This is a genomic window from Streptomyces sp. TM32 (assembly GCF_004122755.1).
GTDB classification, from domain to species: Bacteria; Actinomycetota; Actinomycetes; order Streptomycetales; family Streptomycetaceae; genus Streptomyces; species Streptomyces sioyaensis.
The window spans coordinates 20,746-32,786 of record NZ_SDIG01000061.1; the positions used below are offsets into that span (position 1 = coordinate 20,746).

Genomic DNA, 12,041 nt, shown 5'->3' on the forward strand with positions numbered 1-12,041 from the left:
GACGGAGCGGGTGCGGTCTTCGTTGTACGGGGGTATGGGCGGCGGGGTGATGGGGGCGGACGCGCCAGCCCCACAGGGGAGCCCTTCACCGCCTTGGGTCGGGACGGGCTCCCCGATAGGCGGTGCGGTTTCTAGACCGCGCCAGGGCCATGAGGCACGGGATGGCTGGGAGAGTCCAACCAGATGTGCTGGCCCTCGGCGGTCACGGTCACGCCGAAGCGTTCCCGGCCGGGGCGGTCGTGCTCGACGTACAGCTCGTGTGCGGCTTCCACCGCGTCCCACAGCAGGCGCGGCCCGGCCTGTCGTACGGTCTCGTGCTCGGCACGCGCCCACGACCCATCAGCGCTCCACAGCTCCACGGCCGATATCCGGCCATCGTCACCGCGCTCCGCTGCGGAGGCGGTGTCGGGCGCGGCCAGGGACAGCACGAAGCGGAACGCGTCGTCCTCGGCGACGGTGGCGAGGTCCAGGCTGGTGAGCCGACCGCTCGTCCCACTCGGTCTGCCCGGGTGCGCCGGTGTGCCGGTCGTGCCGGCGTCTCGCACGACCATGAAGTATGAGCCGTGGGGCAGGAACCGGCCCTCCGCTCGACCGCGGTCACTGACGACCAGGCGCACCGTGCCCCAGCCCAGCGGACACACGATCATGCCCGCAGGCCGTACCTGCTCCAGCCAGGCAGCCGGGATGGCGCTGAAGCCGCAGGTGGCGATCAGCCGGTCGTACGGGGCCCGAGCCAGGTGCCCGTCGCGGCCGTCCCCGGCGATGACAAGCGGGGTGTATCCGCAGCGCCGCAGCCGCGATCCCGCCAGCCGGGCCAGGACGGGGTCGACCTCAACTGTGACCACCTGGTGGCTGCCCAGCCGCTCGGACAGCAGCGCTGCGTTGTAGCCGGTGCCGGTGGCCACCTCCAGCACTCGGTGGCCGTCGGCCACGTCCAGGGCCTGGAGCATGGTGCACATCAGGCCGGGTGCCGTCGACGACGACGTGGCCACACCGTCCGTGAGCTGTGTGGCCAGCGCGTCATCCGTGTACACCAGGTCAAGCCACCGGGGATCGGTGGACGTCACGTGCCGCTACTCGTCGGCGGCCAGGGTCCAGAACTCCGGCACGAACGGATGGCGCGCTACGCTCTGGAACACCTTCCGCCAGGTCGGGTCGGTTAGTTGGCCTCTGGCCTCCAGGGCATCAGCCAACGCCGCACGCAGCTGCGCGGCGCGCTCTTCGGTATGCGTCGTCATGGTCGTTCCTTGGCGAGTAGATCAGCAAGGTGCGCGGCGATGGGCAGGCCCGTCTTGTTCTGGATCCAGGACCACTCTCCGGACGGGTTGCACTCGAACATCACCCAGTCCCCGGACGGGGTGACGGCGAAGTCGAACGCGCCGAAGCTGAGCCGGAAGTGCTCCAACCAGCCCAGCACGCCCGCCCGCGCGTCGTCCGGCACTTTGCACACGTCGTAGGTGAGGGCGTCGTAGTCGCTGCGCCAGTCCACCCGGGCCGTGTCGCTGCCGGCGTGGATCTCAGCCGCGAACATGTCCGTGCCCACGACGGTCAGCCGCACCTCGTGGGACTTGGGCACCCACTCCTGGAACAGGTGCGCCGTCAACGACACGGAGTCGTCGATGGTGTCGGGGTCGATCAGGGTCGTCGGCACCCCGGTGCGGCGGCCATCCGGGTACTCCAGCGGGCCACCCATGAGCGGCTTGCAGATCACCGGACCTCCCACCTCCTGGCAGAACTTCCGGGCCGCCTCGTGGTCGGTGGTGATCAGCGACCGCGGCGTGCGGAGCCCCTGCGCCGCCGCTACCGGGAGCTGTACCGGCTTGTGGGAGGCGATGCCGTCCACGTCCGGCCGGTTGATCCACGACACCGGGAGCGCGTAGAGCGTGCCGAGCAGACCGGCCAGTGCCTGCTCGTTCGCCCACGTGCGGTGGGGCTCGCGCAGCTCCTCGGAAACAGCAGGAAGGCGGGGCCGCCTGTAGTAGACGGCCCGCACCTCCTCCAGCCGCACGGAGCGGTACTCGTCAGCCAGGACTCCCGTCCAGGGTGCTGCAGCGTGCTCACCGGACAGGGACATGGTCTGCGGGAAGCCACCCATGTCGAACCGCATCACCGGCACGCGCCGGAGCGTCAGTTCGTCGACCACCAGGTCCGCCGCGGGGTCCAGTTCCTTGGTGACGACCAGCACCGGGCCGCCGGACAGGTGCTGTGTCACCGCATCAGGTACGGGTCGGACGTGTCGTCGTTCTTGCTGTCCCAGTTCGTGTTCGTGCAGCTCCCCGCCAGGGAGGTGGACCGGCTCCACAGGGATCCCGAGCCGTCGGTCACGACGTTGACCTGACGTGCCGGGTCGTATGCGAATGAGCCCGCCTCCAGGGTGACGGTGTACGGGGTGCGTTCGGCGCGAGCGCCGAACGGGATGACTGCCGTGGGCATGATGCCTCCTGCTGATTGGTGGTGCTCGGACTCTTTTCCACCTCGTCCGCGCCCGAGAGCGCGCACAAGGGTCTTGCGGGGCCGCTCCATCGGGGCGGCTCGGCCACGGGCTGCCCGCTCACTGCACGCCGTCCCCACGCAGTTCGGCCCACACCCGTTTCCCGCCGTGGACCAGCTCGCTTCCCCAGTCGTGGGCGAGCGCGTCGACCAGGAGGAGGCCGCGCCCGTTCTCGTCGTCACTGGACGGCGCGGCGGGGGTGAGTTTGGTGCGGAAGGTGTCCGTGACGACGATTCGCACGGCCTCCTGGCCGGTCCGGGTGAGAGAGGTGCCAACCGTGGCTGCGTCGGTGTGCTCCACGGCGTTGGCGACCAGTTCCGTGACGATCTGCTCGGCCGCCTCGACCAGGTGGGGAAGGCCCCAGCCCGTCAGGGCCAGCGCTATGTCCCGGCGCGCCTGCTTGGCAGCTTCCAGCTTCGCCGCATATCGCTCCTGGTACCGCTGTGGTCCTACCGATGCAGCCGTCGTGGTCATCGTCGCGTCCCTCGGAGGTGCTCGCGTTCCGTGTGGCCCCATCACCGGCCGTCAGGGCTGCCGCCCCACTAGGCTCGTTCGGTGATGCATACGACGGTAGACAGCCGTGATCGCCGCTTGAAGTGACCGCGAGTACAAGTCGTTTGCTGCGAACTCACGGGAATGGGGCTACGTATGCGGTCGAGTTCGCGACCAACCCTGACCAGCAGTCAGGGAACAACGGGGCGCCCTCGCACGGGCGTCATTTCCGGCTACGTCTTCCGGGTCATACGAGAGCAGCTGGCCCTCACCCAGGAGGAAGTAGCCGAGCATCTGCGGGTGTCCGCGGACACCATCGCGGGGTGGGAGTCCGGCCGCCGCCCTCTGACCGCTGTACCCGTCGGACAAATGCTCGTGCACCGTCATCGGCTGATGCAGACGGGTACCGCCCCCGCGCTCCTGAAGGCCCTCGACCGTGCCTTGGAGGCGGACGTCCTCCTCGCCTGCGCCCTAGACGACGAGGCCGACGTCGAGGACAGCCCGCTCGGGGCCTGGGTGATGCAGCGCGACCTCGTCGAAGTGCTGGCGTGGCCCCTCATCGACGTACCGCCCGAGCCCGTCCGTGACCTGCCCGATCCGCCCCGGAGGCGCCGAGGACCCGCGCCGGCCGGGCCGGAGCTTTCGGCGTCCGGCCGGACTCGTTTCTTCACGCAGATGCGACGCACGGCGGAGCAGGCCCGCGGCGATGACCAATTCCTCCTTCGCCGCCAGGCGCTGTACCTCTCCGGCTACGACGATCAGCCCGACACGTCGGAGTGGCTCGCTCACCAGCAGTCCACCGAACGCCCCAGCGGCTGGCTCGCGCGTTGGCTCAACTCCCGCTCTTTCGCCGCCGTCTCGGCCCGGCAAGGAGACCGGCACCGCATGAGCCACTTCATCGACACCGCCCTGATCGACGATGACGCCGGAGAAGCCGCGAACCTGAACTACTGGGCGTACTGGATCGGCGAGACGGCCCATCCCGAGTTGAGCGACGACTTCATCGCGGCCCGCACCCCCGGCCCCTGGCCGGGCAACAAGTTACTCACCCACCTCGCTCAAGGTCTCACCCCGCATCACGGCTACCTCGACCTCAACATCCACTCCGTGTGGTCCCTGCTCCAGGTTCGGCCCCACCTGCTGCGATCCGGCGCAGCAGGCCATGCCCTGCGCGACCGGCTGCCTGTGATGTTGGATGGCCGGGAGCTGTCGGTGCGCGGGCGCCGGGAGCTGGAGAGCATGCGGTACGCGATCCGCCTCGCCGAGGCGTGAGAGGAGTCCGACGGTGGCTGAAGACCTGTCCGCGGTGGCGCGCTTCCTGTACGAGGCGGGGACGCTGAAGCAGACCAAGCGCACCGGCTGGTGGATGGCCGGCGTACGCGACCCGGAGTCGGTGGCAGAGCACTCCTGGCGCACCGCTCTGCTTGCGACGATCATCGCGAAGCTCGAAGGCGCCGACCCTGCGCGGGCCGCGTTCCTCGCGGTGTGGCACGACTCCCAAGAGACGCGGACCGGCGATGTGAACCACCTCGGAAAGAGGTACTCCACCGAGGCGGACCCACAAGCGGTCACCGCCGACCAGGTCGCCGGTATGCCCGAGATTCTGGCCTCGGCCGTACGGGAACTCGTCGCCGAGTACGAGGCGAAGGAATCCGCTGAGGCGATCTGCGCCCGGGACGCCGACAAACTGGAGTGCATGATCCAGGGGGTCGAGTACAGGGCTCAAGGCTATGAGAACGCACAGCGGTGGATCGACAACAGTCGCGGCCGACTCACCACGAAGTCAGCCAGCGAACTCGCCGACGCGGTGCTGGCGACCGGGTCTCTGGACTGGCTGCGCACAGCACTCGGAGAGAAGCAGAGCTGACGCCGCTACCGGCAGGCCGTCTGTCTCCAGGCGGTTCAAGCATCCCGCTACACCGGCGCTGCAGGTGTCGGTCACGGCCGGGCCGATCAGCCCCGGCGCCGGACGCGGTGCAGACCCCCGGCCGCCATGCCCCTGACGGGCAGTTCGTCCGCCGGGGCGGCCGCGGGGCCGGTGTCCTTGACCGACCGCCCGTAGCGCCGGGCCAGCGGTGTGGAGGTGAGGCCGTGGGCGAGGACGCTGAGCAGGACCGTGCAGGCGAGCACCGGGAGCACCGGACGGGCACCGGCGGGGTCGAGCTCCTCGACCGCGAGCAGGCCGAAGATGACCGAGGCCAGTCCACGGGGCCCGAACCAGCCGACGAACAGCACGGTTCGGACGTCCAGACCGCTGCCGGCCAGGCACAACGCCACCGGCACCATGCGGATCACCGTCAGGCTCAGGACGGCGTAGAGCACGGCCTGCCAGGTGAAGTCGGCGGCCATCTCCGGGAGCAGGAGGACGCCGAAGACCAGCCACACCAGCACGGACAGCAGTGCCGCGGACTGCTCGACGTACAGCAGCACCCGCTGCGGCGCACCGTGCACCGTGCCGAACGCCAGACCGGCGACGAAGGCGGCGACGAAGCCGTTGCCGCCGAGGGCGAGGGCGGAGGTGTAGCCGAGCAGGGACAGCGCCAGGACGCCCGGGCCGGCGAAGTCCTCGGACGCCCAGCCGTTGCGGAGCGTGGTGCGCAGCAGCCAGCCGGCGGCCAGGCCGGCCACCGCGCCGTATGCCGCTCCGACGGCGAGTTCCACCAGGGCATGACCGGTGGCATGCGGTCCGGCGGCCCCCTCGGCCGACGCCATCCCGGCCAGGGCGAGCACCACCAGCGGTGTGACGATGCCGTCGTTGAGGCCGCTCTCCACGTTGAGGACCCGGCGGATCTTCACCGGTACCTCCGGGTTGACCATCATCGTGGCGCCGAGCGCGGCGTCCGTCGGAGCGAGCGCGGCCCCGACGTACAGGGCGGCCCAGCCCGAGACGCCGGGCAGCAGGGCGGCCGCCAGCAGCGTGCCCAGTCCCACACACAGCGGGAGTCCGATTCCCAACAGCCTTACGTAGAGGCCGAGTTCGGGGCGCAGGGCGCGAAAGGAGAGCCGTGCGGCGTCGGTGAAGAGCACCCACACCAGGGTGACCTCCGCCAGCGCCTTGACCGTTTCGTGCGGCAGCGCGAGGTCGAGGGTGCCGGTGCCCTCGCCGAGCAGCAGGCCCAGCAGCACGAAGGCGGCCGGAGCGGTGAGCTCGAAGCGCTCCATCCGCCGTGAGCACAGACACCACAGGAACAGCAGGAGCAGGACCAGGGAAAGGGTGCCGTCCACGGGGGCTCTCCAGGGCTCGGCCTCGTCGGCCTTCGGGCACCCCACTCTCGGGCATCGCACCCGGCACCGGGCGGCGCGGGGCAGAACGGGGCGTCGCCTTTCACACAGCTGGCCGAAGCGCCGGCCAGCGGGCCGCGGCGCTCCGCGGCCACCAGGGCGTCAGCCGGCCGCCGGGCAGGTCCCCGCCCGGCCCCGCCGTGCAGTGTCCGATTGCCGCCGCGGGGCCCGGGTGTTCTGATGTGGCCGTGACGGCAACAGGCGACGCGCGGCGCGCGGTCGAGGCGGTGTTCCGCATCGAGTCGGCGCGGCTGATCGCCGGGCTCACCCGGATCGTGCGCGACGTGGGGCTCGCCGAGGAGCTGGCCCAGGACGCCATGGTGGCCGCGCTGGAGCGGTGGCCGGAGACCGGCATCCCGGACAATCCGGGCGCCTGGCTGATGGCGACCGCCAGGAACCGTGCGATCGATCTGCTGCGCAGACAGGAGCGGCTGGCCCGCAAGGTCGAGCTGCTCGGCAGGGAGGCGGAGAGCGGTCCCGGCCGGCCGGAGGCCGCCTTCGCGCGGGTCGAGGACGGCGCGGAGATCGAGGACGATCTGCTGCGACTGGTGTTCCTCGCCTGCCATCCGGTGCTGTCCACCCAGGCGCGGGTGGCGCTGACCCTGCGGCTGGTCGGCGGGCTGCGGACCGACGAGATCGCCCGCGCGTTCCTGACGTCCGAGGCGACCGTGCAGCAGCGGATCGTCCGGGCGAAGAAGCGGCTCGCCGACGCGCGGGTGCCGTTCGAGGTGCCGGCCAGGGCGGAGTGGGGCGAGCGGCTCGCGTCGGTGCTGGAGGTCGTCTACCTGGTCTTCAACGAGGGGTACGCGGCGACGGCCGGGGACGACTGGATGCGGCCGGCGCTGTGCGAGGACGCGCTGCGGCTGGGACGGATGGTGGCCGGGCTGCTGCCGAAGGAGCCGGAGGCGCACGGGCTGGTGGCCCTGATGGAGATCCAGGCCTCGCGGTCGGCCGCCCGGACCGGGCCGACGGGCGAGCCGGTGCTGCTGCTGGAGCAGAACCGGTCGCGCTGGGACCGGCTGCTGATCCGGCGCGGGCTGGCCGCGCTCGCCCGCGCCGAGGAACTGGGCGGCGCCCTCGGCCCGTACGCCCTGCAGGCCGCGATCGCCGCCTGCCACGCCCGGGCGCGCACCGCCCAGGAGACGGACTGGCCGCGGATCGCGGTGCTGTACGAGGCTCCCCCACGCCTGAACGGCGCGGGGGGACCCCCATGGGCAGGTCGCGCCGTCCCCGGTCGTGGAGCTGAACCGGGCGGTGGCGGTGGGCATGGCGTTCGGTGCCGCACAGGGCCTGGCGGTGGCGGACGAGCTGGCGGCCGAACCGGCGCTCGCGGGCTACCACCTCCTGCCCAGCGTGCGCGGCGATCTGCTCGCCCGGCTGGGGCGCGCGGCGGAGGCCCGGCAGGAGTTCCTGCGGGCCGCCGCACTGACCCGCAACGCCCGGGAACGGGCCCTCCTGGAGGAGCGGGCGGCGGAGCAGGAGGAGGGCGACACGGGCCATGGCCGCCCGCCCGAGAGCTGAGGAGCCACCGCGCCGCGAGGGCGCCGCCTCGCCTCCGGCGGCGCCCCTTCCGCACGGCAGGATTGCCGCAATGCGGAACAGACAGCATCATGTCCGGCGTGACCCGCCCACCACCGTGACTGGAAATGACCTGCCGATGTCTCGCACTCCGCCGGCTCCCGAGGGGCGCTCCCGGGCGGCGCTGCCGGTGCTGGCCCTCGTCATGGCGTCGGCCGTGTTCCTGGTGTCCGGCTGCAGCGGGGCCGGGGAGCCCAAGAGCGCCGGCCCCACGCCGGCCGCTTCGGCCCCCAAGCAGCTGTGGACCCCCAGAAAGCCCCCGCCACCGCTCGGCGAGCCCAATTCGGAGCTCAACGACGGTGTGCCGTCACCGGTGCGCGGCCTGCCGCGCGTGCCGTCCGACGACATCCACCGGATCTCGGCGCTCGCCGTCGCCAAGGCCCGGCTCACCACGATGACCGCCCCTCTCGACGAGGAGGGCACGGACGAGAAGATCAAGAACTGCACGGCCCTGGGGCAGGACCCGTGCCCGGTCAAGGCGCCGGAGTACCGGGACCTCAACGGCGACGGCAAGGACGAGCTGCTGCTCGGCGTCGCCTCGGGGCCGTACTTCCTGTTCCTGTGGGCCTTCACCGTCACCCATGGCCAGGTCACCCTGATCATGGACGAGGCCGAGCGCCCCCGGTCGGTGAAGCTGTCGGGCCGTGACGTGATCGTGCAGGAGCCGGCCGACAGGGGGTACGACATCCGCCGGGTCTACTCCTGGGACAAACGGGAGCACGCCATGAACGAGCGGACCTTCGAATACGTGGAGTCAAGCCGGAAATGAGCCGACGTCGTCCCGCCGGCCGGCACCGCAGCCGGGACCTTTCCGGCCCTGCCCCCTCGGCCCCCTAAATCCCCACCGACAACAGCCCGTCATGGCGCACCAGCCACGCCCGGTACGCCTCGCTCGCCCAGGCGATCTCCAGGTACGAGGCGGTCAGATCGGCGAACAGGTCGTCCGCGGAGGCGGCCGGGGTGGCGTCGTGGCGGCAGGCCATGAAGAGGCGGACGGCCAGCGGGTCGCCGTACAGGGGGCGGATGGCCATGCCGTGCCGGGAGCGGGCGGTCGGCTGGCAGGGGGTGACCACCTCGCCGGCCGTGACGAGGTCGACCGCGGTGAGGTAGTCGCCGTGCACGACCCGCGGGGTGATGCCGGCCGCGGCCCAGATGCGGCGCAGCCCCGCCCATTCGCCGTCCACGGTCGGGTCGACCATCCACTGGTCGTCGGCGAGGTCCGCCACCCGCACGACGTCCCGGGCGGCCGCCGGGTGACTGTCCGCCAGGGCGATGAACTGCGGTTCTCTGGCAACGAGTTCATGCTCGACCAGGCCCTCGGGGACCCGCAGCGGCGCACCCTCGACCTCGTGGACGAAGGCGGCGTCGAGCTGTCCCGTCGCCACCATGTGCAGCAGGGCATTGGCGGACACATCGGCTCGTATCGTGGTGTCCGTCTCCGGCAGCCGCACCCGCAGCCGCCGCAGCCAGCCCGCGACGGCGGGGCTGTTGGTGCTGCCGATGTGCAGCCGTGCGCCCGGTTCGTGGTGGGAGGCCGAGGCGATTTCGTCGATAAGTGCCCGCATTTCGGCCACGATCGGCCGGGCCCGGCACAGGACCGCATGCCCCAGCGGCGTGGGCCGGCTGCCGGTCGGTTCCCGGAAGAACAGCTGGCCCCCTAGGGCCTTCTCGATGCGGTGGAGTTGGGTCGTCAGGGAAGGCTGGGTCATGCCGAGCTGCCGCGCCGCCTTGCGTACGCTGCCGGTGTCGGCGATGGCGCACAATGCGCGAAGATGCCTGACCTCTAGCTCCACGTCCGGAGCATAACGAGGTCGGCATCCGTCACACCAGACTCTTAAACCTGCCTCAACTCCCTTTCCCTCCGGGGTATTGGCCGGCGCTATCGCCACCTGGCATCTCCGTCCCGCGGGTGAACTGCGTCCAGACTCAACGGCACCAAGAAATCCGCAGGGCCCCGGTCGCCGCCCCACACGGCGACCGTACGGCCCTCGGAGATGAAGGAGCCCCCCCACATGAGATCTCCCAAGACAGCGCTGTCGGCAGCGCTGGGCCTGGGCCTCGCCGCCGCACTCGCAGCCGCGGCGCCGGTTTCGGCAGCTTCCCCCTCCTCCCCCTCCTCCCTCGCCAACTCCCACCACAGCACGCCCGCTTCGATCGCCGCCTACCAGGGTTCGGCGGCCGAGAAGGCCGACACCAAGGCGTTCTTCGAAGCGGTGATCAAGTCCGCGCGGGCCAAGATGAAGGCCCACCCGCACGCGGCGACGGTCACCGTCACCTACGACGCCGGTGCGGCGCCGACGTACAAGAGCCAGATAGCCGAGAGCACCTCGATCTGGAACAGCGCGGTGCACAACGTCAAGTTGCAGGAAGGCAGCGGCGGCGACTTCCAGTACCGCGAGGGCGACGACCCGCGCGGTTCGTACGCCAGCACCGACGGCCACGGCAAGGGCTATGTCTTCCTGGACCACAAGCAGAACCAGGAGTACAACTCCACCCGCGTGGCCGCGCACGAGACCGGCCATGTGCTGGGCCTGCCGGACCACTACGAGGGTCCGTGCAGCGAGCTGATGTCCGGCGGCGGCCCCGGCACGTCGTGCCAGAACGCCCAGCCGGACGCGAACGAACGCGCCAAGGTGGACCAGCTCTGGGCCAACGGCCTGGCGGGCATCCGCTTCGGCAAGGCCTCCTGACCCTCTAGGAGGCGCGCTCCGGAAACCACGAAGTTCGGCGGTGGCCCAGCGGTCCCGGCCCGGCTGACGGCAGCCGGCTCCGCGTACGGCCTGGGGCTGACGAGTACCGGTACCTGGCGGACGGCGCTCGTATCCCCACCAGCCCTCGCATTCCTGCGCCGCCCGTGCGGTGGGGCTCACCACGAGCCCCACCGTTTTCGTCCGTCCGCCGTTTTCGTCCGTCCGCGACCGCCCGGGTCAGCCCCACCAGGCCTGCGCGGCCGCCGCACCCGCGAACGCGGCCGCGAGCCCGGCCAGCAGGCTCAGTACGACATTGGCCGCGGCATAGCCGCGCGCCCCGTCCACCGCCAGCCGCAGGGTCTCGTAGGAGAACGTCGAGTACGTGGTCAGCGCCCCGCACAGGCCGGTGCCCAGCAGCAGTTGGAGGTGCGAGGAGGCGGCGCCGGCCGTGGCCGCGCCGGTCAGCGTCCCGAGGATCAGCGAGCCGACGACATTGACGGTGAAGGTCCCCCAGGGGAAGACCGTGTCGTGCCGGGACTGCACGGCGCGGTCGGTGAGGAACCGCAGCGGCGCGCCGACCATCGCACCGACCACCACCAGCAGCCAGTTCACCCGCGCCCGCCCTCGTCCGCGGCCGGGCGGTCCGGGCGGGGGTAGGTGAGCGCCTCGCAGGGGTCGAGCGTCACCAGGCCGCCACCCGCGAGGAGTTCGTCCAGCTCCGGCAGGAAGGCCCGGATCCGCTCCTCGGCGTCCACGACGACGACCGCGACCGGCAGGTCCTCGCTCATCGACAGCAGCCGCTGGGTGTGGATGAGGGACGTGGCGCCGAAGCCCTCGACGCCGCGGAACACGCTGGCGCCGGCCAGTCCGGCCCGGCGGGCGCGGTGCACCAGCTCCGCGTACAGCGGCTTGTGGTGCCAGGTCTCCTGTTCGCCGACGAAGACCGTGAGCCGCAGCGCGGGGGCGCCGCCGGGTTGTGCCGTGCCGTGTGTCATGCCGTCCGCCGCCTCAGTTCGAGAAGTGCGCGCGTGCCCGCGACCGCGGCCCAGACGGCCGCGAGCGCGAGGAGCAGGGTGCCCGCGAGATACGCCACGGCCAGGGCCGGCCGGCGGGCGTCGACCAGCCGCTGGATGTCGACGGTGTAGGTGGAGAAGGTGGTGAAGCCGCCGAGGATGCCGGTGCCGAGGAAGGGACGCACCAGCCGGTGGGCCGAGCGGACCTCGGTGATCACCACCATCAGGACGCCCATCAGGCCGCAGCCGACGGCGTTGACGGCCAGGGTCGTCCAGGGGAAGGTGCCGGCGGCGGTGGGCCAGAAGAGCGCGGCGCCGTAACGCGCCGAGGCGCCGATCGCGCCGCCCACGGCCACCACGCCGATCACCGGCCACTGGCCCTGCCAGGGCGCCGCCCCGCGGCGTCGCTCGTCCATGGTTCTCCCGAGATCATCGGCGACCTCAGGCTACCTCCGCCCCTGCGCACCGGCCACACAGAGCCTCGCTCCCGGCCCG

14 protein-coding genes and 1 pseudogene are annotated in these 12,041 nt (G+C 71.6%); 5 read left to right on the plus strand and 10 right to left on the minus strand.

Going from position 1 to position 12,041, the window contains the following annotated elements:
- Positions 1-131: 131 nt before the first annotated feature.
- From EST92_RS15910 to EST92_RS15925, 5 genes are all read right to left on the minus strand, one after another.
- Entirely contained in the window at positions 132-1,067 is a 936-nt protein-coding gene (locus EST92_RS15910) for a methyltransferase domain-containing protein (RefSeq protein ID WP_254068835.1), read from the minus strand.
- 6 nt (positions 1,068-1,073) lie between these two features.
- Complete coding sequence (locus EST92_RS32200; RefSeq protein ID WP_254068836.1) at positions 1,074-1,238, minus strand: hypothetical protein; 165 nt, start codon at positions 1,236-1,238, stop codon at positions 1,074-1,076.
- Complete coding sequence (tgmB, locus tag EST92_RS15915) at positions 1,235-2,212, minus strand: ATP-grasp ribosomal peptide maturase (RefSeq protein WP_254068837.1); 978 nt, start codon at positions 2,210-2,212, stop codon at positions 1,235-1,237. The genes EST92_RS32200 and tgmB overlap by 4 nt, the downstream gene beginning before the upstream one ends.
- The gene (gene tgmA, locus EST92_RS15920; protein ID WP_129281588.1) at positions 2,209-2,433 is read right to left on the minus strand and encodes a putative ATP-grasp-modified RiPP; all 225 of its coding nucleotides are present in this window, start codon (positions 2,431-2,433) and stop codon (positions 2,209-2,211) included. Before tgmA ends, tgmB begins: the two co-directional genes overlap by 4 nt.
- A 118-nt stretch (positions 2,434-2,551) precedes the next feature.
- Positions 2,552-2,965, minus strand: coding sequence for an ATP-binding protein (locus EST92_RS15925; RefSeq protein ID WP_129281589.1), 414 nt, complete (start codon positions 2,963-2,965; stop codon positions 2,552-2,554).
- Between the two features lie 162 nt (positions 2,966-3,127).
- Between EST92_RS15925 and EST92_RS15930 the strand changes: the two genes are divergently transcribed.
- Positions 3,128-4,255 carry a helix-turn-helix transcriptional regulator gene (locus EST92_RS15930; protein ID WP_129281590.1) on the plus strand — a complete coding sequence of 376 codons (1,128 nt, stop codon included), beginning with the start codon at positions 3,128-3,130 and terminating at the stop codon, positions 4,253-4,255.
- A gap of 13 nt (positions 4,256-4,268) precedes the next feature.
- Complete coding sequence (locus EST92_RS15935) at positions 4,269-4,850, plus strand: HD domain-containing protein (protein WP_129281591.1); 582 nt, start codon at positions 4,269-4,271, stop codon at positions 4,848-4,850.
- A gap of 86 nt (positions 4,851-4,936) precedes the next feature.
- Here EST92_RS15935 and EST92_RS15940 read toward each other — a convergent pair whose 3' ends face one another.
- A complete protein-coding gene (locus EST92_RS15940) occupies positions 4,937-6,208 on the minus strand; it encodes a cation:proton antiporter (protein WP_129281592.1) in 1,272 nt (423 codons plus the stop codon).
- A 239-nt stretch (positions 6,209-6,447) separates the two neighbouring features.
- Here EST92_RS15940 and EST92_RS15945 point away from each other — a divergent pair.
- Positions 6,448-7,786, plus strand: a pseudogene (locus EST92_RS15945) (RNA polymerase sigma factor).
- Positions 7,787-7,922: 136 nt separating this feature from the next.
- Complete coding sequence (locus EST92_RS15950) at positions 7,923-8,612, plus strand: hypothetical protein (protein ID WP_129281593.1); 690 nt, start codon at positions 7,923-7,925, stop codon at positions 8,610-8,612.
- Positions 8,613-8,676: 64 nt separating this feature from the next.
- Here the strand turns inward: EST92_RS15950 and EST92_RS15955 are convergent, their stop codons facing one another.
- Positions 8,677-9,636, minus strand: coding sequence for a LysR family transcriptional regulator (locus tag EST92_RS15955; protein WP_275540882.1), 960 nt, complete (start codon positions 9,634-9,636; stop codon positions 8,677-8,679).
- Positions 9,637-9,855: 219 nt separating this feature from the next.
- Here EST92_RS15955 and snpA point away from each other — a divergent pair, with 219 nt between their 5' ends.
- A complete protein-coding gene (gene snpA, locus EST92_RS15960; protein ID WP_129281594.1) occupies positions 9,856-10,533 on the plus strand; it encodes a snapalysin in 678 nt (225 codons plus the stop codon).
- 237 nt (positions 10,534-10,770) lie between these two features.
- On the opposite strand, the gene crcB (EST92_RS15965) is transcribed toward snpA, so the two are convergent.
- From crcB (EST92_RS15965) to crcB (EST92_RS15975), 3 genes are read right to left on the minus strand one after another with little or no spacing between them, the layout of a single operon-like run.
- Positions 10,771-11,145, minus strand: coding sequence for a fluoride efflux transporter CrcB (crcB, locus tag EST92_RS15965; RefSeq protein ID WP_129281595.1), 375 nt, complete (start codon positions 11,143-11,145; stop codon positions 10,771-10,773).
- Positions 11,142-11,528, minus strand: coding sequence for a DUF190 domain-containing protein (locus EST92_RS15970; protein ID WP_129281596.1), 387 nt, complete (start codon positions 11,526-11,528; stop codon positions 11,142-11,144). The genes crcB (EST92_RS15965) and EST92_RS15970 overlap by 4 nt, the downstream gene beginning before the upstream one ends.
- Complete coding sequence (gene crcB / locus EST92_RS15975; protein ID WP_129281597.1) at positions 11,525-11,962, minus strand: fluoride efflux transporter CrcB; 438 nt, start codon at positions 11,960-11,962, stop codon at positions 11,525-11,527. The genes EST92_RS15970 and crcB (EST92_RS15975) overlap by 4 nt, the downstream gene beginning before the upstream one ends.
- Positions 11,963-12,041 lie beyond the last annotated feature (79 nt).

What these genes read in the sequence shown, in the direction of transcription:
- EST92_RS32200 (WP_254068836.1), bottom strand. Translation starts at nt 1,238, where the DNA reads ATGACGACGCATACCGAAGAGCGCGCCGCGCAGCTGCGTGCGGCGTTG.
- tgmA (WP_129281588.1), bottom strand. Translation starts at nt 2,433, where the DNA reads ATGCCCACGGCAGTCATCCCGTTCGGCGCTCGCGCCGAACGCACCCCG.
- EST92_RS15925 (WP_129281589.1), bottom strand. Translation starts at nt 2,965, where the DNA reads ATGACCACGACGGCTGCATCGGTAGGACCACAGCGGTACCAGGAGCGA.
- EST92_RS15930 (WP_129281590.1), top strand. Translation starts at nt 3,128, where the DNA reads ATGGGGCTACGTATGCGGTCGAGTTCGCGACCAACCCTGACCAGCAGT.
- EST92_RS15950 (WP_129281593.1), top strand. Translation starts at nt 7,923, where the DNA reads ATGTCTCGCACTCCGCCGGCTCCCGAGGGGCGCTCCCGGGCGGCGCTG.
- snpA (WP_129281594.1), top strand. Translation starts at nt 9,856, where the DNA reads ATGAGATCTCCCAAGACAGCGCTGTCGGCAGCGCTGGGCCTGGGCCTC.
- EST92_RS15970 (WP_129281596.1), bottom strand. Translation starts at nt 11,528, where the DNA reads ATGACACACGGCACGGCACAACCCGGCGGCGCCCCCGCGCTGCGGCTC.
- crcB (WP_129281597.1), bottom strand. Translation starts at nt 11,962, where the DNA reads ATGGACGAGCGACGCCGCGGGGCGGCGCCCTGGCAGGGCCAGTGGCCG.